The following is a 19,229-nucleotide window of genomic DNA, read 5'->3' as shown; positions in this document are numbered from 1 at the left end:
GCAAATCCTCAAGAACCATCTGGTCTTTAGTGTCGCAGACGGAGTCTGCATTCACCAGCTTGGGGCTTCTGCCCTGCGTGATTTTCGTTCCGATCGTAGCAGAAAAGCCTCACATCCCGTTAAACGAGTATTGGAAGGTGATCGGCAGGAAGCGCCTTCCTTGCAGGCATTTGTGTTCCTACATGGGCGGTGTGCCGAGCCATCGGCGGTATAACGGAGACCGACATGTCGTTCAGAGCCACCAACCGATTCGATCTGTGGCTGAAAACCCTCGCTTTCCTTCTGCTTATCGGACTGTCTTCGCCCGTGGTGTCAGCCTACGCCGCAGATGAGCCGGATCTGATCTTCCGTCGGTCGACGGTGTTCAAGCTGCTAAGCCCGAATGACAAGCTCGCGACCTATGGCGTTGATGATCCAGAGGTGGAGGGCGTCGCCTGCCATTTCACCATTCCTCAGAAGGGTGGATATGTCGGCTGGCTGGGTCTCGCCGAGGAGGTGTCGGATATCTCGCTCGCATGTCGGCAGATCGGGCCGATCCGCTTCAAGCGCAAGCTCGAACAGGCGGACGACATGTTCCGGCAGCGACGGTCGCTGTTCTTCAAGAAGATGCAAATCGTGCGCGGCTGCGACGCCAAGCGCAACGTGCTCGTCTACATGGTCTACTCGGACAAGCTGATCGAGGGCTCGCCGAAGAACTCGACGTCATCAGTCCCGGTCATGCCCTGGGGCAAGGCCGATGACGGCGAAGTCCAGAAGTGCGGCGATTTCATTCAATGAAGGATTTGCCGAGCGACGATCGGCTCTCCGCGGGCTTGCCGGGCAATTTGCGCTTGGCCGGGTCGTGGCAGCCGATCAGACGAACCAGGCTCTGAGGCGTCGAAATGGCGCAGTTCTCGGTGCGCTGCTGCGCCATCGGCGCCGAAAGCGGGCGGCGTCGGCGATGTGTCTTCGAGGCGGGGGTGTGCGTGGACGTCTTGGTCATGGCAAGCCCCGGGCAGCAACGGCGTCTCAACGCACAGCCCGCGGTCGGGTTGCTGTGAAGAGTTGGGATGTTTCCCAGACCGTTAGGTTACGGGACGGACCTTAAGAAGCCTTGCATCGGCCAAATCGGCCGCCGCTTCGGGGAGGATGAAGTTGGGGATGGCAAGGAGCGTGTCAGCATCGCGCCCTGTTTGAGTCTTGACTTTGACTCTCTCAATGGTTGTATTTTGTGTCGTCAGACCTGCTGCATGAAACAAAGCCGTCGGCCACGAAACCATTTTTGGCTTGTGCCGCAGCCCCGTTGAAACGTGAAATGGTTATGAAGCGTAGGTAGGCGGAAGTGCGAGCCTCATTGCGTGGTTCAACCCGGCGCACATCACAAGAACACACAACAAGCCCCTGGGATCAGCGGTCCACCATGCTTTTTCGACTGGGTGTTGCGGCGCTAGCCGTCCTCTCCGGCCTCTCCTGGTCTCCCGCCGATGCGCGGCCGACGGCCCGGTTGCCCGACCTGCGCGGAGAATTCGTTCGTCAATGTGTGCCTCATATGCTCGGACGGTGGGCGCATCCCGAGGCCGTATGCTCCTGCCTGCACGACCATGCGGCCGCGGTTGTCGAGGACGCAGACCTGCGCGAGGCGCTGCTGCGCGGAATCAGCGAAACCGGTGTCCCGACGATCGAGACCGATTGGGTGTCGCCCGCCAAACAGGCGGAGATCGGCCCGACCTTCACCCGGATCGCCAGGCCGACACTGCAGTGCATGTTCGACCCCGCCAAATGATCGCAAGCTCCGCCGGACGGAACGCGGATCGCGTCCGTCGTCCGGCAGCGCTCGTCTTCAGTCCAAGCCATATTGCGACATCAGTGACTGCACCTCCGGCCGGCGCATGATGCGGGAGATCTGCGTGTTGATGGCCGCATCGTCGCTCCGGCTGGACGATTTCGCGACGGACTTGCGGGCCGGCCGCGCTGGGGCCGGTTGACGCTGTGCATGCGCGAGCTTTTCGGAGGACGACGTCGTCACCGCTTGCATCCGGGGCGTCTCCGTTGTTGTCGCAGCTGGCAGAGTGGGCTGTGCAGGTGCCGCAGCAGGTGAGGCAACGGCTGTGACGGGCGCTGCAACCGGTGCCGCGGGCGGGGTCTCGGCGATGCTGGCTGCCACGGGCGGCATCGCGACCATGGCATTCGATGCCTTGACCGTGTCGGCAGCCGGCGCGACGGCGGTGAGCGCATTGTTGCGGCTCTGGGGCGAGGCTGCTTCCGGTGCTGCGATGGGTGTTGCCAGAGCCGTGAGCGTTGCGGCGGGAGGCGCTATCGGCGCCGGCGGCTCGATCACCGGAAGCGGGGCGGCGATGGCGGCGCCGATCGAGGGCGCATCGATGGTTGCCCCGACGCTCTTTTCGCTGCGGTCCGGCTCCAGCGCGGGCTTCTTGAAGTCACCGGGAACGTTCAGGGCTTGCGTCTGTGCGTGGGCCAACATCTGCCGCGCGGTCATCGGCGTCTCCGCGAAAGCGGACATGGGCATCAGGACGGCGGCTGCGACCGCCAACTGCATGGTGGTCGAGCGCGGTGCGAACTTGATCATGGCGGGCTCCTTCGAACGGCTGGCTGTAAACTGCACAGGTGGCTTCAGGCCGCGGCGCTGGCCGTTGCCCGGTCGTGGGCGACGACGACTCGCTGGCCGCGCATCTTGGCGATCACCTCGTCGCGCGGACCGAATGCCAGCGTCTTGCCGAAGGCCATCACCATGATGCGGTCAACATGCGCCAGAAGTTGCGGACGGTGCGTGACGACGATCACGGTGCGGCCCGCGGCCTTCGCCTGGGCCATGGCATGGGCCAGCGCCCGCTCGCCGTCCTCATCGAGATTGGAGTTCGGCTCGTCGAGGATCAGCAGCCGCGGATCGCCGTAGAGCGCGCGGGCAAGGCCGACGCGCTGGCGCATGCCGCCGGACAGCGCCACGCCGCCTTCGCCGATCGGCGTGTCGTAGCCATTGGGCAGGCGCAGAATGACCTCGTGCGCGCCGGCGGCCTTTGCAGCAGCCACCACCGCCGGCTCGTCGACCTTGGCGAGACGCGCGATGTTGTCGGCAACCGTGCCCGAGAACAGCTCGATGTCCTGCGGCAGGTAGCCGATATGCTTGCCGAGCCGGTTCTGGTCCCACTGGCTGTAGGCGGCGCTGTCGATCCGGATCACGCCTTCGCGCAGAGGCCAGACGCCGGCCATGGCGCGCGCCATGCTCGACTTGCCGCTGGCCGAGGCGCCGACGATGGCGAGGCTCTCGCCGGCCTTGAGCGAGAAGCTGACGCCCTTGACCGAGGGGCGGCCGGCGGCCGGCGGCCACACCACCGCGTTCTCGACGTCGATGTCGCCGCGCGGCGTAGGCAGCGCCGTCGGCGCAGCCGTGACCGGCAGCGCCTGGAACAGCTCGTCCAGCCGGCGATAGGCGGAGCGGAACGCGATGATGCGCTTCCACTGGCCGACGACCTGCTCGACCGGCGCCAAGGCACGTCCCATGATGATCGACGTCGCCATCATCGCGCCGGGTGAGATCTGCTGCTCGATGGCAAGCCAGGCGCCGATGCAGAGCAGGGAGGTCTGCACCGCCATGCGCGCGAACTTGGTCACCGAATGCATTGCGGCGCCGCGCTCGACCAGCGTGCTATGGGCATCGACCATCGCCGACTGCCGGCAGCTCCAGCGGTCCATCACGATGTCGCCCATGCCGAGGCCGCGCACGACCTCGCCATTGCGCAGCGCCGCCGCGACGAAGCGCGAGGCCTCATTGGCCAGCGCATTGGTGCGCTCGACGCTGGCGCGCGTGTAGAATTCGGTGAACAGCGCCAGCGAGAACAGCACGATCGCGCCGAGCAGCGACAGGATGCCGAGATAGGCGTGCTGCAGGAAGCAGAGCGCGACGAAGACGGGGGTCCATGGCAGATCGCAGGCGATGGCCGCCGTGCCGCTGGAGATGCAGTCGCGGACGGTCTCGGCGTCGCGGATGATCTGCTGGCCGAAGCGATGCCGCGGGGACAGCTCGGCCTTCATCATCGTCTCGAACAGCGGGTGGCGCAGCGTGCCCTCGAACTGGACGCCGGCGCGCGCCAGCACGCCCGAGCGGGCGAATTCGAGCACCCCGTACAGCACCAGGAAAACGCCGACGATGAGCGTCAGCATGACCAGCGTGCCGAGATTGCGGCTGGTGAGGACCCGGTCGTAGACCTGCATGGAATAGAGCGGCGAGGCCAACATGCTCGCATTGATGAAGAGGCTGAGCACGAAGGTCGCGGTGAGCGCGGGGAAGCAGGCGCGGAACGCGGCTCCCAGAGGGCTTCGGGTGGTGGTCGTCATGTCGGATCCCCTTGCGATGGCGCCCGGGGACGTTCGCCCAGTTCGACAGTCGAGACCGTGACTGACCTCACAGAGCGCGAGGCAGCGCGCCGGCGCTTGAGTTGGCCGGTCTCAGCAGCTACCGCAGGGACACTCGTGCTTCCGTTCCGAAGTCTGCCCCCTTTGACAGTGACGACATGCGCGCCCTAACGACCCAAAACATCCGCCTGGTGTCCGGGCTCATCCTGCTTGCCTTCGCGGCCACGCATTTTCTCAACCACGCGGTAGGCCTGTTCAGTCTCGAGGCGATGGACGAAGTGCAGGAATGGCGGCTGGCGGTGACGCGGTCTTGGCCTGGCATGATCGTGCTCGCTGCTGCGCTGCTGGGACATGCCGGGCTTGCGTTCACGAACACGATCCAACGCGGCTCCTGGCGGCTGCCGCCGTGGCAGCTCACTCAGCTGATCACCGGATTTCTAATTCCGTTGCTGTTGCTGCCGCACATCATCGAGACCCATGTTGCTCACGCGCTGTTCGGTGTCCAGGACAGCTACCTCTATGCGTTGGGGCTGATGTGGCCGAACGCGGCGTGGATCCAGACCGCGCTGCTGCTGCTGGTCTGGATCCACGGCTGCGTCGGCTTGCATTACTGGCTGAAATACGACGAATGGTATCGCCTGGTGCAGCCGCTTCTGATCGTCCTCGCCGTCGCCGTGCCGATGGCGGCGCTGATGGGTTTCGTGGTCTCCGGGCGCGCTGTCAGCGCCTTGCTGGCCGATCCTGCCATGGCGGAGCGGATGCATCAGGTCACGCATTGGCCGAGTGAGCTCGACATCAAGTGGCTCGGTCTGTTCCAGACGTCGGCGCAGATCGCGGTTGCGGCCCTGCTGGTGGCCGGGGCGACGATCATCGTGTTTCGCCATATCGCGATGCTTGCAGCGCCCAAGGTCGCCATCGCTTTCACGGGCGGCGCGACGGTGCAGGCCGCAGTCGGGCCGACGCTGCTGGAGATCATCAGCAGCAACAATCTCCCTGATCCCTCAGATTGCGGCGGCCGCGCGCGCTGTGGTCTCTGTCGCGTCGGTGTCGAGCAAGGCGCGGACACCCTTCCGCCGCCGGACCCTGCGGAGCGCGCTGCGCTTGCCCGTTTGGGGGCAGCGGACAATGTCCGGCTGGCCTGTCAGATCCGCCCCGTATCGGCACTGACCGTGACACGTCTGGTCGGCGGCGATGCAGGGGGGAGGGAGCCGGCTGCGCATCTCGACGCGCAGGGCGAGCGCCGTGCCGTGTGCCTCGTCCATATCCGCATCAGCGCGATCGCGACGATCGTCGGCGACCGGTTGCCGTCCGATGTCGTGTTCATGATGAACGAGATCCTCGGTGCGATTGGCGCGGCCGTCGAAGGTCATGCCGGTCGCATCGATCGCTTCCTCGGCGACGGCGTGCTCGCGGTGTTCGGCGAACAGCATGGACCCGATCAGGGATGCCGCGAGGCGCTGCAGGCGATCGGCGCGATGGACGTGGCCATGGATCGCGTCAACGAAAAGATCGCCGCTGAGATCGGCCGTCCGGTCGAGCTCGCGATCGGTGCTGATATCGGCGAGATCGTCATCGGGCGCCTGCAAATGGGGCGGATGGTGCAAGTCACCGTGCTTGGTCTCCTGACGGAGCGACCGGCGCGAATGGCAGAGCTTGCGGAAACGAAAGGCTGGCAACTGGCGATATCAGGCGACGTCGCCAGACGCGCAGGTTCGCTCGACCTCGACGGAGCGGCCCGCGAGACTCTCGCGGACGCAGAGCAGGGCGGGGACGTCGACATCATCGGCGTGCGGCGTGCCCGCGACATAGCTGTCGACGCGGGCGCGACACCGGTGGCGCCAGCCTAGGCGCCGCCGACTCATTTCTCCCGGAACGTCTTCGCCAGTGTATTGAGCAGCGGACCGACGAGATATTCGAGCACGGTGCGTTCGCCCGTCGAGATGATGACGTCGGCCTGCATGCCCGGCAGGATCTTCTCGGCAATCTCGGGCGGAATGGTGGAATAGTCGATCACGACCCGCGACGAGTAATAGCTCTGCTTGCTCGCCTCATCCGAGATCGCGTCCGCCGACACGCTCTGGACCTTGCCGAAGATCGTCGGCGTCGTGCGCGAGGAGAAATTTGGGAAGCGTACCTCGGCCTTCTGGCCGATGGCGACGCTTTCGATGTCATGCGGCGAAACGTGCGCCATGACGTCGACACCTTCGCCGACAGGCACGATTTCGGCCAGCGTATCGCCAGGCTTCACGACGGCACCGACCGTGTGAACTTTCATGTTCATGACGATGCCGTCGCGTTCGGCGCGAATGTCGATACGGCGCAGCACGTCCTCGGCGATGATGAGCTTCTCGCGCAGGTCCGACAGCTTGGCACGGGTGCCGTCGAGCTGCTGGCCGACCTCGGTCTGGTACTTTTGCAGCGTCTGGTCGATCTGCAGGCGCGTTTGCGCGGCAGTCTGCGTCAACCGCGCCACATCGGCCTGCGCCTGGCCAAAGTCACCTTCGACCCGGGCGCGCTCCCGCTCCAGCTCGAGGAACCTGTTGCGGGGATAGTAGCCGGCCGCGACCGCCGGGCGCAGATTGTTCATCTGCGTGTCGAAGCTCGCGCGCTGTGCGACGAGCGCGGCGCGCTGACGGTCGCGACCCGCGAGCTCCTGCTGCTGCTGGACGATCTGTGAATTGAGGATGTTGATCTGGCTGATGAGGCCATTGCGCCGCTCGATGAACAGCCGCTGCTGATCGGCGATGGCGAGCGCGGCTTCCGGCACGTTCTGCCGATTGAGCAGGGTGTCGGGGAAACTGATCATCCGCGCATTGCCGCGTTCGGCCAGCAGGCGGGCTTCCTCGGCGAGCGCTGCGTCCATCTGCTTGCGCAAAATGTCGGTGTTGGCCTGCGCCTCCGTCGGCTGCAGTCGGAACAGCAGGTCGCCCCGGCGCACCGCGTGGGTCTCCTTGGCCAGGATCTCCCTGATGATTCCGCCTTCGCGGTGCTGCACCACCTTGTGATCGCCCGAGACCGAAACTGTCCCCGGCGCAATCGCAGCGCGGTCGAGCGGCGCATAGGCCGACCACACGCCGAAGCCGCCGAACACGAGCGCGATCGAAAGATAGCCGAGCAGGGCGTAGCGGCTGAAATCGGCCTTGACCGGCTGCGGCCGGTCGGCCGGTTCGAAGAAGTTTTGGCCTTGCACCAACGACATCGACATCCTGCGTCCCCGACATTGTCCACGGGGAGGGAGCATCGGTGATCACGCGGTGCGGCTCTGTGCTGCAGGTCACGCGGGAGAGGCCGGCGACCGTAGATGCGCGAGGTCTGCTACTTCTTCTTCGGCCCGAAACGCGGCACGCATTTCGTGGTGCGGACAATCCCCGTCTCGGACATCTTGGATCCCGACACCTCCTTGACCTGGCCGGCAGGACAGGTGCCGTCATCGACCATCACGCGCTGGCCCAGCCGGAGATCCGTGATGTCCTCCTCGCGCCCGACATATTGGGCGTGCGCCGGCGCTGCGAGCAGCAGCAGAAGCCCGAGACCACCGAGAGACTGTGCGGCAATACGCGAGCGCAACGCCAGGACTGGACGCATCACTTCCCCTCGATCTTCACACCGTTCGGCCCGACATTGATCTGGAAGCCGTCGGGCTGCTTCTTGGATTGATAGAAATTATAGCCGAGCACGACAACCGCGGCGGTGAGAATGCCCAACAGGAAATAGAGAATGTTGCGGTGATCCGACATGCAAAATTCCAAAGACCTCGTTTGCGGTGCTTCGTATGCGCCAATGTACGGGGAGGCTTGCGATTCTGAAAGCAGCAGCGAATCCGGTGCAATCGTGCGCCGGATTGTGGTTTGCTGCGCTCATCAGCAATTGGAACCTGGACAGGCATGATCACCGAAGACATCACGCGACGGATCGTCGACGCCGTGGATACCGGCTTCGAGCGCCAGCTGGCGACCACCAGCGACTTCGTCGCGATCCCCTCGACCCGCGGCGCCGAAGGGCCATGCCAGGACATGTTCGGTGACCTCCTGCGCACGCGCGGCTACGAGGTCGACGACTGGCACATCGATCTCGACGATCTCAAGGACATGCGCGGCTTTGGCCCGGTCGAGCACGACTTCTCCAAGGCGCGCAGCGTGGTCGGAACCTATCGCCCGGCAACATCAGCGGGGCGCTCGCTGATCCTGCAGGGGCATTGCGACGTGGTGCCGGCCGGCCCGCTCGACATGTGGGAGACGCCGCCGTTCTCGCCCGTCATCAAGGACGGCCGGATGTATGGCCGCGGCGCCTGCGACATGAAGTCCGGCACCATCGGCGCGCTCTATGCGCTCGATGCGATCAAGGCTGCCGGCTTGAAGCCTACCGCGCGCATTCACGTGCAGTCGGTGATCGAGGAGGAGAGCACCGGTGTCGGCGCGCTCTCCACCTTGCAGCGCGGCTATCGCGCCGACGCCTGCTTCATTCCGGAGCCGACCAGCGGCAAGATGGTCCGTTCGCAGGTCGGCGTGATCTGGTTTCGCCTGAAGGTCCGCGGCTTCCCGGCGCACGTGTTCGAAGCCGGCGTCGGCGCCAACGCGATCCAGGCGAGCTACCATCTGATCCATGCGCTGGAGAAGCTCGAGGCCGACTGGAACGAGCGCGCCAAGAGCGATCGTCACTTCAAGACGCTCACCCATCCCATCAACTTCAATCCCGGGATCATCAAGGGCGGCGATTGGGCCTCGAGCGTGCCGGCCTGGTGCGACGTCGATTGCCGCATCGCGATCCTGCCCGGCTGGTCGGTCAAGGACTGCCAGAACGAGATCCTCGCCTGCGTCGCCGCGGCCTCGCGCGATCACCGCTTTCTTTCCAACAATCCGCCGGTCGTCGAATGGTCCGGCTTCCTGTCGGAAGGCTATGAGCTGATCGATGCCGCCGCGCCGGAGGCTGCGTTCGGCAGGGCGTTCAAGGCGGTCCATGGCGGAGAGGTGCAGGATCTCGTCTTCACGGCGCTGACCGACACCCGCTTCTACGGCCTCGACTACAACATCCCGAGCCTGTGCTTCGGCGCGACCGGCGCTGCGATGCACGGCTTCAACGAATATGTCGAGCTCGACTCGCTGCGCCAGACGACCAAGACGATGGCGCTGTTCATTGCCGAATGGTGCGGGGTCGAGAAGATCTGACTGGCAGCGCGCGCGAAGGCAATGACCTCGCAGGTCATTGCCTTCGGTTCAAAGCGCGAGGCATCCAGATCGGCACAGGCGCGCGCAGACGCGCCATTCGATCACGGAGGAGGGGGACTGGCATGACGCCGCTCGAGAAGATCAATTCGCTGAAGATGCCGTTCGCCGAATTGAAGGGCGTCGGCTTCACCGAGGCGAGCGCGGACCGCGTGGTGGCGCAGATGCTCGTCAGGGCCGACCTCTGCACGCTGCATCACACGATCCATGGCGGCGCCGTGATGGCGCTGGCCGATTCGGTCGGAGCCGCCGCCACCGTGATCAATCTGCCGGAGGATGCCAAGGGCACTACGACGGTCGAGAGCAAGACCAACTTCATCGGCGGTGCCAGGGAAGGCACAGTCGTGACTGCAATTGCGACACCGGTACACCGAGGCCGCCGCACCCAGGTATGGCAGACCCGGATCGAGACCGAGGACGGAAAGCTGGTAGCGATCGTCACCCAGACCCAGCTCGTGCTGTGATGATTCGTATACAAACGAATTGTTAACTCACGCGGCCCGTGCATGGCTGCATGTTCTCTCCGTAGAGCATGGGGCTTGCAATGAATGTTGCGATGCACAATATGTCTCCTGTCTAGGGAAAGACGTCGGTACGCGAGGGCTTCTGAGAGGAGTCTTTGGCAGTGACACAGGTAGATACTTTCCGTCCCCGGCCCGGCTTTGGCTATGTGCGGACGCTCAGCCAGCACGAAGAACTGCCGCTGCTGCGCGATCATTTGTTGCGGCTCGACGCAGAGAGCCGGCACGATCGATTCAACGGTTTTCTCGATGACAGTTTCATCGAACGCTACGCGGCCCGCTGTGCGGCCGATGGCACCATCGTCGTCGCCTACATGGAGAACGGCATGGTGCGCGGCGCCGCCGAGCTGCATCCGCCGGAGCAGTCCGAGGACGGGCTTCCGGAGATCGCGTTCAGCGTCGAGGCCTGCGTGCGCCGCCGCGGCGTCGGCAGCCTACTGTTCCAGCGGGTGATCTCGGAAGCGCGCTGGAAGGGCTATCGCCAGCTGCGCGTCACGACCGGCTCGCAGAACCACGCCATGCGGGCGCTGGCGGCCAAATTCGGCGCCCATCTGGCTTTCCGCCATGGCGAGTCGACCGGCACGATCGACCTGACCCAGCAGCCGCAGGATGAGCTGACGAAGCTGGTGATCGAGACGCCGATTGCTGCGGCCCGTGCGCTCTTCAATCTCAATCGCGCGTGCTGGAAGCTGGTGACCCGCATGTATGGCGACCAGCGCGCCGCCTGATCGACAACGCTCGGTAACAACCAAGAAAAGCGCGACAGCGGTCCCCGCTGTCGCGCTTTTCGTTTGTCGGTGCGGGCTGGCCGGCGTGCGGCTTGCACCGTCGCGGGCAGCTGCCTCAGGTGCCCGTGCGCTTGTCGAAATTGAAGCGGCGCACGGTGCGGCGCTCGACCACGACGGCGCGCTGCTGTGTGCCCTGATCGGCCGTGATGACGCGGGTGTTGGTACGCGCCGCGATGCGGCTCGCCTTCTTCACCTCGGGCAGGACCTGCTCGAGCGGCAGCCCCATCAGCGCCGATGCGATCTCGGCCTGCGCCTCGACGTCGTCGGTGATGCCGGATGCGGCGAAAATCGCTTCCTCAAGAGTCGGGGGATCGCGCCGCACGCGACGCGGACCGTACTTGGTGTTCCAATCTTCGCTCATGGGGGCCTCGTGAATCGTCCGGGATACCTAGAAGCAGAATTGCTGCATTGCAATATATATTCCGCCGGGCAAGCCAGCTATGCATTCACCATGTCGCGACCGGGCAACACTACCTGCGTCATGTGGATATCCTGGGGCCAACGGCGCAAGGCCGCGTGCCCGGCTTTCGTCAGGGTGTAGACGCCGCGCTCGGCGCGGTCGAACCAGCCATAGACGTTGCGCTGCAGGATCTTCGGCGCATCCGGAATGTCCACGCTGAGGTCACGGATTCGCTTTGGGCCGCCCAACAGCGCCGAGGCGCAGGCCAGCGCCTGCTGCCGATAGGCCGTCATGATGGGCGCGCGCGTCGAACCGCCGGCGACGGGGTCGCCCCTGCGCTTCTGATGCTCGATCACCAGCCGCGACCGCTTCTTGGGGTTCTTGCGCGGTGCGGCGGTGGGCGGATGGACCAGCACCTCGACCTGTCCGGTCGACGTCACGGCCAGCATCCCGAAGCCGAGCCGGCGGCAGAGATTGCGGTAGCGTGCATCGCTTTCGCGGCCCTTGCCGCGTGCCGACAGTTTGGCGGCGACCCAGACCTCGTCACAGGCTCCGGCACGGTCGACCGCCTGCAGCAGCAGTTCCAGGTTGAATGCCTGCTTCAGCTCGCAGATGACGACGAGCGGCGGGTCGCCGGCCTTCAGCGCCACCACATCGCAGCCGCCGACTTCCCCTTTGGCCGAGAAGCCGAGGTTTTCGAGAAAGCGTTTGACGGGGAGGTACAGCGCGGTTTCCAAGGGCCGTCCATGCGTGCGACTCAAGCGCGGGCGAGTCTAGCCCGATGCATCCCCCGATGTCAGCGCCAAGTCGGTCCCTGGCCGACCGCGCTGCTACATGCGGCCGACCACCGGTATCAATGCGCCGGTCACGCCGCTCGCGGCGTCGCTCGCAAGAAACAGGATCACCTCCGCGAGTTCCTGCGGCGTGACCCATTTGTCGAAATCAGCCTTGGGCATGCTGGCGCGATTGGCCGGCGTATCGATGGTCGAAGGCAGCACCGCGTTGACCGTGATCTTGCCCTTCCACTCCGCCGCGAGCGCCTCCGTCAGCCGATGCACGCCTGACTTGGAGGCGGCATAGGGACCCATGCCGGCACCGGCTGCAAGCGCGCCCATCGCGCCGATGTTCACGATGCGCCCGGTGCTGGAACGCACGAGATGGGGGATCGCGGCCCGGGAGGCATGCAGCGCCGTCATCAGATTGCGCGCATGCATCTTCTGCCAGACGCTGTCATCGCCATCGGCGGCATTCTCGAAAGCGAATGCCCCGGCGACGTTGATCAGGGCATCCAGCGCACCAAAATGGGCGGCCACCGAATCGATGGCGACCTTTGCCTGTTCGGGGTCGGACAGGTCGACGCCTCCGAGCTCGATGCGGTCGTCACTTGCCGGGATCTCGGCCTGGGCATGATCGATCCCGGCCACATGCGCTCCGCGCGCCAGCGCGAGGTCGGCAACGCTGCGCCCGAGCGCGCCCTGCGCCCCCGTGATGACGATGACTGCTCCGTCCATTCCGTCTCTGGTCCCCGTTCACGCGCCCCGCAGCGCCCCCTTTTATACTATTGCCAAGCGAACGAGTTGCAATGGGGGCGCGGCCGCGGCATGCAATTGCAATCAGAAGGCGTGGTTCGTCAGAGGTGATCATGACCGCGACAGGCGCTGGCGGACTTCCCGACGTTTTCACCGGTTTTCGTCATCCGATCAGCCATTTCCGGCACAGTCTTCGTGCACAACGCAAGACCCGGATCGTGGCGCTCGGTTCGTCGTCGACGGCGGGTACCAATGAAATTGTCGCATTCCCCGCGCGACTCGAGCAATCGCTGCGCAAGGCCAATTTTGGCTGCATGGTCGATGTGCTCAATCGTGGCCTTGGCGGACAGGAGGCGCCGGAGGAGCTCTCGCGGTTCGAATGCGACGTGATCGCGGAACAGCCGTCGCTGGTCATTTGGCAGGTCGGCACGAACGCCGCCTACAGGGACGGACTCTATAGTCTGGATGAGGTCGAGGCGGCGCTCCGCGTCGGTCTCGAATGGCTTGCCCCGCTGCCGGTCGACGTGATCGTCATGGACCTGCAATATACCGCTGCAATCGTCGACGTGCCGAGACGGTTGGCCCTCGCCGAAGACATGCAGCGGCGGATCGAGAAGGTCACCTCCGCGGCCGGCGTCAATCTGTTCGGGCGCTGGGCGCTAATGAAGGGCTGGTGCGAGAGCGGCAAGATCTCGCCGTCGGCGCTGGACGACGGGCATGGCGATCGCCTCCACGTGAGTGAAGTGGCGACCGCGCGTATCAGCAGCATTCTTGCCGAAGCGATGATGTCGGCGCCGGCGCCGCTCGCCTGATCGATAAAATTTGTCCGAGTTTCGTAAGCGGATCGCCAGCGTGGCAGGATAGCTTACCGATGTGCCGTTTGAAGGGCGTTGGAGCTTTGTCATGATGAGACATCTGCCGGACCATGGTTTGCCGCTGGTGCAACTGAAGGAGCAGCGGCGGGATCTCGTGGTCGCCTTGCAGAATCGTGCAGGTCCGGTGAGCGGCTGGGAGTTGATGCAGATTGCAGCGGTTCAGCAGGCCATTTCCGCGTTCGAGGAGGTGATTGCCGATCTCGATGCGCTGGAGGCCGCTGAGACGGCCGATATCGAGGCGGCCTGATTCGGCACCAGCAGGACTGCACGGCCCGCGAATCGGGTCGATCGATGCGATGTGCGTAGCGTGCCTACGCACCGGGTTTCTCATGCCGTCGGCGATACCGAAACGGTAGTCTTTGGGCCAAGCTGTAGGACTGAGCTCCGACCTCTCATCGCGTGAGATAAAGCTCCTGCAAAGCGTTGCGCGCGGCGCTGTCGATGGCGAGACCGTGGCGCAAGTACGCGTCGACGTCGCCGAAATCGTCGCGCATGGTATCGAACGCCGCCGCCAGGAACGAGCCTTGGACCGTTCCGATCGCCTGCACGACATCGCCGGGAAGATCGGGGTGAGCTGCCGAGTCGCGCTGGTAGAGCTGGTTCGTCAGCAGGTAGTCCTCGAGAATGACATCGTCCGGAATGTCGAGCGCATGCAGCACCAGCGCACATGCGACGCCGGTGCGGTCCTTGCCTGCCGTGCAATGGATCACCAGCGGCGCATGGTCCTGCAGGAGATGGTCGAACAGCACCCGAAAACGCGGCGTGTGGTTGCGGATGTAGTTGCGATAGGATTCACGCATGAGGTCCAGGGCTTCGTCCGCCGCCAGACGCCCGGCCATTGCCCGGGCTCGCAGTGCGGGGACGACGCTCGGCTCGATCGGCACGGAGCGCACGGTGATTTCGCTCACGGCGCAGAGGCCAGCGTTGCGCTCGTCGCGACCGCGGAAATCGAACGCGGTGCGGACGCCGAGCTGGCGCAAAATCGCAATATCGGCCTCGGTCAGCCGGCCGAGATGGTTTGACCGAAACAGCTGTCGCCAGCGCACATGGCGTCCATCGCGACTGCGATATCCGCCGAGATCCCTGAAGTTGCTGGCGCCTTGGAGACCGAGGTGGCGGGCAGGGTGCTGGAAGGGCGCGTCGGACATGCCCTGAATGTACGTCATCGACCTTCGAAGGGGAATGTCGTCCGCTCAGTTTCCGCGACCTGGTGACCAGGGACGGCCGCCCCATGACCCGGCACAACCTCGCTCGTCTGCGAGCAGCTCCGAAGAATGTCTGAGAAAGCAAAAGGGCCGGAACCTCGTCGGTCCGACCCTTCAGCAAAAGCGCGAAGCGTGCGTTACGGGACTTGTCGACATCAGCGGTCCCACGCCGGCTTGGCTTCCTGGATCGCCTCGTCGTGATACCAGCTGCCGCTGTAGATCGTCGGCTGCAAAGACGGTGCGATCTGCCGTGCAGAGGTCTCTCCGGCATGACGGGGCGCGAGACCCGCCCGCCCGCCGCGCGGGAATTGATAGATCCTTGCGGACCCCTCGTTCACGTTCCTGTCCATTGGCAATTCTCCTTCCCATCGGACCACAGCTGATGGTGCGCCCGACTCGTTCGCTTGTGGTTACCAGTATCGATATCGGCGGCTGCCCCGGAGAATGCAATATGATCAAAATGAAATCACATGTTGCACGTTTCGGAGGCATTTCCGGACTTGCACCCTGCGAAGCAACAGGCAGCTGACTAACGCTTGAGCCAGATCAAAGGTTGCGAAAGGAAGCTCAGGTCTTTTCAAAAATGTCGGGGCACTGCCAACGCCTTGGTCGTCTGGAGTCTCGCAGCGCCGCAAATGCCAAGGAATCAAGCGTGATTCGGACACACCGCTGCCGCCGTCATGCAGCCCGTGCAATCCCGGCCGTGCCGCTTTGCCGCACTCGACACGGGGGAAAGTCTGGTCATGCGGTGCTCGGATCGAGGTCGGCCGCTGCGGCGGGACGTCGCGGGATTTGGCACGTTCCATGCTTAAGAGTGCGCTGGCCGATCGTGGCCGGGTAAGCGGGGTGCCTTCGATTGCTGGCCTCCCACCTTTCGATAAGACAGAGAGGCTCAATGACGAAATACAAACTCGAGTACATCTGGCTCGACGGCTACAAGCCGGTGCCGAATTTGCGCGGCAAGACACAGATCAAGGAATTTTCCTCGTTTCCGACCCTGGAGCAACTGCCTCTGTGGGGCTTCGACGGCTCGTCGACGATGCAGGCCGAAGGCCATAGCTCCGATTGCGTGCTGAAGCCGGTCGCCGTGTATCCCGATGCCGGTCGTACGAACGGCGTGCTGGTGATGTGCGAAGTGATGATGCCGGACGGCGTGACTCCGCATGCGTCGAACGCCCGCGCGACCATTCTGGACGATCAGGATGCGTGGTTCGGTTTCGAGCAGGAGTACTTCTTCTACAAGGACGGTCGTCCGCTCGGCTTCCCGGAATACGGCTATCCCGCTCCGCAGGGTCCGTACTACACCGGCGTCGGCTTCAAGAACGTCGGCGACGTCGCCCGCAAGATCGTCGAGGAGCATCTCGACCTCTGCCTCGCGGCCGGCATCAACCACGAAGGCATCAACGCCGAAGTGGCGAAGGGCCAGTGGGAATTCCAGGTGTTCGGCAAGGGCTCGCGCACTGCCGCCGACCAGATGTGGATGGCCCGCTATCTCATGCTGCGCCTGACCGAGAAGTACGGCATCGACATCGAGTTCCACTGCAAGCCGCTCGGCGACACCGACTGGAACGGCTCGGGCATGCACTGCAACTTCTCGACCAAGCACATGCGCGAAGTCGGCGGCAAGGAGTACTTCGAGAAGCTGATGGACGCTTTCAAGGAAGCCCGCGCCGATCACATCGCAGTGTACGGTCCGGACAACCACATGCGTCTGACCGGCAAGCACGAGACTGCGTCGATCGATACTTTCAGCTGGGGTATTGCTGATCGCGGCGCCTCGATCCGCGTGCCGCATTCCTTCGCCAACAATGGCTACAAGGGCTATCTGGAAGACCGCCGCCCGAACTCCCAGGGCGACCCCTACCAGATCGCGTCTCAGGTCCTGAAGACGATCTCGATGGTTCCGACCGGCGCGAAGGCCGCAGCCTAAGACGCCGAACACAACACCCCGGGGCAGGGGCTGACATGATGATCCGCCGGAGCAGCCGCTTCGGCGGATCATTCGTTTTACAAGCCTTAAGAACTCGAGGCGGTCTATTGAGCGGTTGACCCTGTCGGTCTTGATCAATCGCAAGTCCGGCTTTCGATCACAGCGGTATGTTCTTCTTGGAGTGCAACGGCTCGGATCTGGGAAGCGGGGGTGTCGACATGAATTATCGCAAGTGGGTTGCCGGTGTTCTGCTTGCCTGTTCGGCGGTCTCGCTGGCTGCGGCGCAATCGCGGTCCAATGCAGACCAGTATCTGCCGCGGCTCGGCGACATCATGAATCTCATCCAGGTCCGGCATGCGAAGCTGTCGTTCGCGGGGCAGGCCAAGAACTGGGATCTCGCGTCCTATGAACTCGCTCAGCTGAGGCAGAGCCTGACCGACGCCGCGATCTTCTATTCGGGTCTGCCGGTGGACAACGTGACCACGCTGGGCCAGCCGATCCAGTCGATTTCGGATGCCATCGCCGCCAAGGACGGCAAGCGCTTCGCCGCGGCCGTGACGGAGCTCACGTCGGGCTGCAATGCGTGCCACGCCTCGATGGATCGCGGCTACATCGCCATTCGCATTCCAACCGACAAGCCATTCGGCAACCAGGATTTCCGGCCGCACGGCCGCTGACCCAGCCGGTCTGATGGTACTGGCGGGAGGGCCCAAATTGCGCCTTCCACCGGCGGCGCGCATCGACTAAGAGCGGCGGCAACATGTCCATGTCCTGAGCCCTCATGATCCGCCTCGATAACGTCAGTAAGCAAGTCGGCCACCAGATTCTCTTCATCGAAGCCTCCGCCGCCCTCCAGCGCGGCGAAAAGATCGGCCTGGTCGGTCCGAACGGCGCCGGCAAGACGACGCTGTTCCGGATGATCTCGGGCCGCGAGCAGCCGGACGAAGGGCAGGTCTCGATCGATCGCGGCGTGTCGATCGGCTACTTCAACCAGGATGTCGGCGAGATGTCCGGCCGCAGTGCCGTCGCCGAGGTCATGGATGGGGCCGGGCCAGTATCGTCGGTCGCAGCCGAGCTCAAGGAGCTCGAGACCGCGATGGCTGATCCGGATCGCGCCGACGAGATGGACGACATCATCGCGCGCTATGGCGAGGTGCTGGCGCGGTTCGAGGAACTCGACGGCTATGCGCTCGACAGCCGGGCACGCGAGGCGCTCGCGGGTCTCGGCTTCTCCGAGGAGATGATGGACAAGGACGTCGGCCTGTTGTCCGGCGGCTGGAAGATGCGCGTCGCGCTGGCGCGCATCCTGCTGATGCGGCCCGACGTCATGCTGCTCGACGAGCCGTCCAACCATCTCGACCTGGAAAGCCTGATCTGGCTGGAGCAATTCCTCAAGGGCTATGAGGGGGCGCTGCTGATGACCTCGCACGACCGCGAGTTCATCAACCGCATCATCAACAAGGTGATCGAGATCGACGCCGGCCAGCTCACGACCTATTCCGGCGATTACGATTTCTACGAGCAGCAGCGGGCGCTCAACGAGAAGCAGCAGCAGGCGCAGTATGAGCGCCAGCAGGCGATGCTGTCCAAGGAGATCAAGTTCATCGAGCGCTTCAAGGCGCGCGCCTCGCACGCGGCGCAGGTGCAGAGCCGGGTCAAGAAGCTCGACAAGATCGAGCGGGTCGAGCCGCCGAAGCGGCGCCAGACGGTCGCGTTCGATTTTCTGCCGGCGCCGCGCTCGGGTGAGGACGTGGTCGCGCTGAAGAACGTCTCCAAGAGCTACGGCAGCCGTCGCATCTATGACGGGCTGGATTTCATGATCCGGCGCCGGGAGCGCTGGTGCGTCATGGGTGTCAACGGCGCCGGCAAGTCCACCTTGCTGAAGCTGATCGCCGGCAGCGCGGAGCCCGATGACGGCTCGGTGACGATCGGCGGCAGCGTCAAGATGGGCTACTTCGCCCAGCATGCGATGGATCTGCTGGACGGCGACGAGACGGTGTTCGAATCGCTGGAGCATTCGTTCCCGCAGGCGGGCCAAGGCTCGCTGCGGGCGCTGGCGGGGTGCTTCGGCTTCTCCGGCGACGACGTCGAAAAGCGATGCCGGGTGCTGTCGGGCGGCGAGAAGGCGCGGCTCGTGATGGCCAAGATGCTCTACGATCCGCCGAACTTCCTGGTGCTGGACGAGCCGACCAACCATCTGGACATGGCGACCAAGGAGATGCTGATCGCCGCGTTGTCGAGCTTCGAGGGCACCATGCTGTTCGTGTCCCATGATCGTCATTTCCTCGCGGCGCTCTCCAACCGCGTGCTGGAGTTGACGTCCGACGGGCTCCATCAGTATGGCGGCGGCTACACCGAATATGTCGCCCGCAGCGGCCACGAGGCGCCCGGGCTGCGCAGCTGATCCAA

General features: G+C 64.4%; 22 protein-coding genes. 11 read left to right on the top strand and 11 right to left on the bottom strand.

The features are described from left to right. Positions 1–225 precede the first annotated feature (225 nt). Positions 226–777, top strand: coding sequence for a CreA family protein (locus S58_RS20150; RefSeq protein ID WP_015667212.1), 552 nt, complete (start codon positions 226–228; stop codon positions 775–777). Here the strand turns inward: S58_RS20150 and S58_RS20145 are convergent. Continuing rightward, positions 767–982 carry a hypothetical protein gene (locus S58_RS20145; RefSeq protein WP_015667211.1) on the bottom strand — a complete coding sequence of 72 codons (216 nt, stop codon included), beginning with the start codon at positions 980–982 and terminating at the stop codon, positions 767–769. The two genes, S58_RS20150 and S58_RS20145, sit on opposite strands and share 11 nt — an antisense overlap. A 417-nt stretch (positions 983–1,399) precedes the next feature. On the opposite strand from S58_RS20145, the gene S58_RS20140 reads away from it, so the two are divergent. Further along, positions 1,400–1,762 carry a phage tail protein gene (locus tag S58_RS20140; RefSeq protein WP_042339982.1) on the top strand — a complete coding sequence of 121 codons (363 nt, stop codon included), beginning with the start codon at positions 1,400–1,402 and terminating at the stop codon, positions 1,760–1,762. A gap of 57 nt (positions 1,763–1,819) precedes the next feature. Here the strand turns inward: S58_RS20140 and S58_RS20135 are convergent, their stop codons facing one another. Both S58_RS20135 and S58_RS20130 read right to left on the bottom strand, forming a co-directional pair. After that, a complete protein-coding gene (locus tag S58_RS20135; protein WP_015667209.1) occupies positions 1,820–2,566 on the bottom strand; it encodes a hypothetical protein in 747 nt (248 codons plus the stop codon). Positions 2,567–2,610: 44 nt separating this feature from the next. Then, on the bottom strand, positions 2,611–4,332 hold the full coding sequence (locus tag S58_RS20130) for a type I secretion system permease/ATPase (protein ID WP_015667208.1): 1,722 nt from the start codon (positions 4,330–4,332) through the stop codon (positions 2,611–2,613). A gap of 176 nt (positions 4,333–4,508) precedes the next feature. Between S58_RS20130 and S58_RS20125 the strand changes: the two genes are divergently transcribed. Beyond that, positions 4,509–6,197, top strand: coding sequence for an adenylate/guanylate cyclase domain-containing protein (locus tag S58_RS20125; protein ID WP_042339980.1), 1,689 nt, complete (start codon positions 4,509–4,511; stop codon positions 6,195–6,197). A gap of 11 nt (positions 6,198–6,208) precedes the next feature. On the opposite strand, the gene S58_RS20120 is transcribed toward S58_RS20125, so the two are convergent. The 3 genes from S58_RS20120 to S58_RS38660 form a co-directional block, all read right to left on the bottom strand. Continuing rightward, entirely contained in the window at positions 6,209–7,555 is a 1,347-nt protein-coding gene (locus tag S58_RS20120) for an HlyD family type I secretion periplasmic adaptor subunit (protein WP_042339978.1), read from the bottom strand. Positions 7,556–7,665: 110 nt separating this feature from the next. After that, on the bottom strand, positions 7,666–7,935 hold the full coding sequence (locus S58_RS20115) for a DUF6719 family protein (RefSeq protein WP_015667205.1): 270 nt from the start codon (positions 7,933–7,935) through the stop codon (positions 7,666–7,668). Then, the gene (locus S58_RS38660; protein WP_015667204.1) at positions 7,935–8,087 is read right to left on the bottom strand and encodes a hypothetical protein; all 153 of its coding nucleotides are present in this window, start codon (positions 8,085–8,087) and stop codon (positions 7,935–7,937) included. Before S58_RS38660 ends, S58_RS20115 begins: the two co-directional genes overlap by 1 nt. Before the next feature lie 147 nt (positions 8,088–8,234). Here S58_RS38660 and S58_RS20110 point away from each other — a divergent pair, with 147 nt between their 5' ends. From S58_RS20110 to S58_RS20100, 3 genes are all read left to right on the top strand, one after another. Then, positions 8,235–9,515: an ArgE/DapE family deacylase gene (locus S58_RS20110; protein ID WP_015667203.1), complete on the top strand. Its 1,281-nt coding sequence runs from the start codon at positions 8,235–8,237 to the stop codon at positions 9,513–9,515. Between the two features lie 122 nt (positions 9,516–9,637). Continuing rightward, positions 9,638–10,036: a PaaI family thioesterase gene (locus S58_RS20105; RefSeq protein ID WP_015667202.1), complete on the top strand. Its 399-nt coding sequence runs from the start codon at positions 9,638–9,640 to the stop codon at positions 10,034–10,036. 161 nt (positions 10,037–10,197) lie between these two features. Then, positions 10,198–10,821, top strand: coding sequence for a GNAT family N-acetyltransferase (locus S58_RS20100; RefSeq protein ID WP_042339975.1), 624 nt, complete (start codon positions 10,198–10,200; stop codon positions 10,819–10,821). Between the two features lie 115 nt (positions 10,822–10,936). Here the strand turns inward: S58_RS20100 and S58_RS20095 are convergent, their stop codons facing one another. From S58_RS20095 to fabG, 3 genes are all read right to left on the bottom strand, one after another. Then, entirely contained in the window at positions 10,937–11,242 is a 306-nt protein-coding gene (locus S58_RS20095; RefSeq protein WP_015667200.1) for a hypothetical protein, read from the bottom strand. A gap of 77 nt (positions 11,243–11,319) precedes the next feature. Further along, positions 11,320–12,018, bottom strand: a complete 699-nt coding sequence (locus S58_RS20090) for a DUF2161 domain-containing phosphodiesterase (protein ID WP_015667199.1) — start codon at positions 12,016–12,018, stop codon at positions 11,320–11,322. Positions 12,019–12,111: 93 nt separating this feature from the next. Continuing rightward, on the bottom strand, positions 12,112–12,792 hold the full coding sequence (gene fabG / locus S58_RS20085) for a 3-oxoacyl-ACP reductase FabG (RefSeq protein ID WP_015667198.1): 681 nt from the start codon (positions 12,790–12,792) through the stop codon (positions 12,112–12,114). Between the two features lie 131 nt (positions 12,793–12,923). Here fabG and S58_RS20080 point away from each other — a divergent pair, with 131 nt between their 5' ends. Both S58_RS20080 and S58_RS20075 read left to right on the top strand, forming a co-directional pair. Then, positions 12,924–13,622 carry an SGNH/GDSL hydrolase family protein gene (locus S58_RS20080; protein WP_015667197.1) on the top strand — a complete coding sequence of 233 codons (699 nt, stop codon included), beginning with the start codon at positions 12,924–12,926 and terminating at the stop codon, positions 13,620–13,622. Positions 13,623–13,713: 91 nt separating this feature from the next. Continuing rightward, entirely contained in the window at positions 13,714–13,932 is a 219-nt protein-coding gene (locus S58_RS20075) for a hypothetical protein (RefSeq protein ID WP_042339972.1), read from the top strand. A 145-nt stretch (positions 13,933–14,077) separates the two neighbouring features. On the opposite strand, the gene S58_RS20070 is transcribed toward S58_RS20075, so the two are convergent. Beyond that, positions 14,078–14,851 carry a tyrosine-protein phosphatase gene (locus tag S58_RS20070; protein WP_015667195.1) on the bottom strand — a complete coding sequence of 258 codons (774 nt, stop codon included), beginning with the start codon at positions 14,849–14,851 and terminating at the stop codon, positions 14,078–14,080. Between the two features lie 194 nt (positions 14,852–15,045). Further along, positions 15,046–15,240 (bottom strand): DUF2735 domain-containing protein, encoded by a 195-nt coding sequence (locus S58_RS20065; protein ID WP_015667194.1) that lies wholly within the window; start codon positions 15,238–15,240, stop codon positions 15,046–15,048. A gap of 545 nt (positions 15,241–15,785) precedes the next feature. On the opposite strand from S58_RS20065, the gene S58_RS20060 reads away from it, so the two are divergent. The 3 genes from S58_RS20060 to S58_RS20050 all read left to right on the top strand — a co-directional run bounded on the left by S58_RS20060 (position 15,786) and on the right by S58_RS20050 (position 19,224). Further along, on the top strand, positions 15,786–16,820 hold the full coding sequence (locus S58_RS20060) for a glutamine synthetase beta-grasp domain-containing protein (RefSeq protein ID WP_015667193.1): 1,035 nt from the start codon (positions 15,786–15,788) through the stop codon (positions 16,818–16,820). Positions 16,821–17,038: 218 nt separating this feature from the next. Beyond that, positions 17,039–17,497 (top strand): hypothetical protein, encoded by a 459-nt coding sequence (locus S58_RS20055; protein ID WP_015667192.1) that lies wholly within the window; start codon positions 17,039–17,041, stop codon positions 17,495–17,497. Between the two features lie 104 nt (positions 17,498–17,601). Further along, positions 17,602–19,224 carry an ABC-F family ATP-binding cassette domain-containing protein gene (locus S58_RS20050; protein WP_015667191.1) on the top strand — a complete coding sequence of 541 codons (1,623 nt, stop codon included), beginning with the start codon at positions 17,602–17,604 and terminating at the stop codon, positions 19,222–19,224. The last annotated feature ends 5 nt before the right edge of the window (positions 19,225–19,229 follow it).

It is taken from the genome of Bradyrhizobium oligotrophicum S58, from assembly GCF_000344805.1.
Classification (GTDB): domain Bacteria; phylum Pseudomonadota; class Alphaproteobacteria; order Rhizobiales; family Xanthobacteraceae; genus Bradyrhizobium; species Bradyrhizobium oligotrophicum.
The sequence above is the reverse complement of the archived record's forward strand: the minus strand, read 5'-3'. Positions and strand labels throughout refer to the sequence as shown.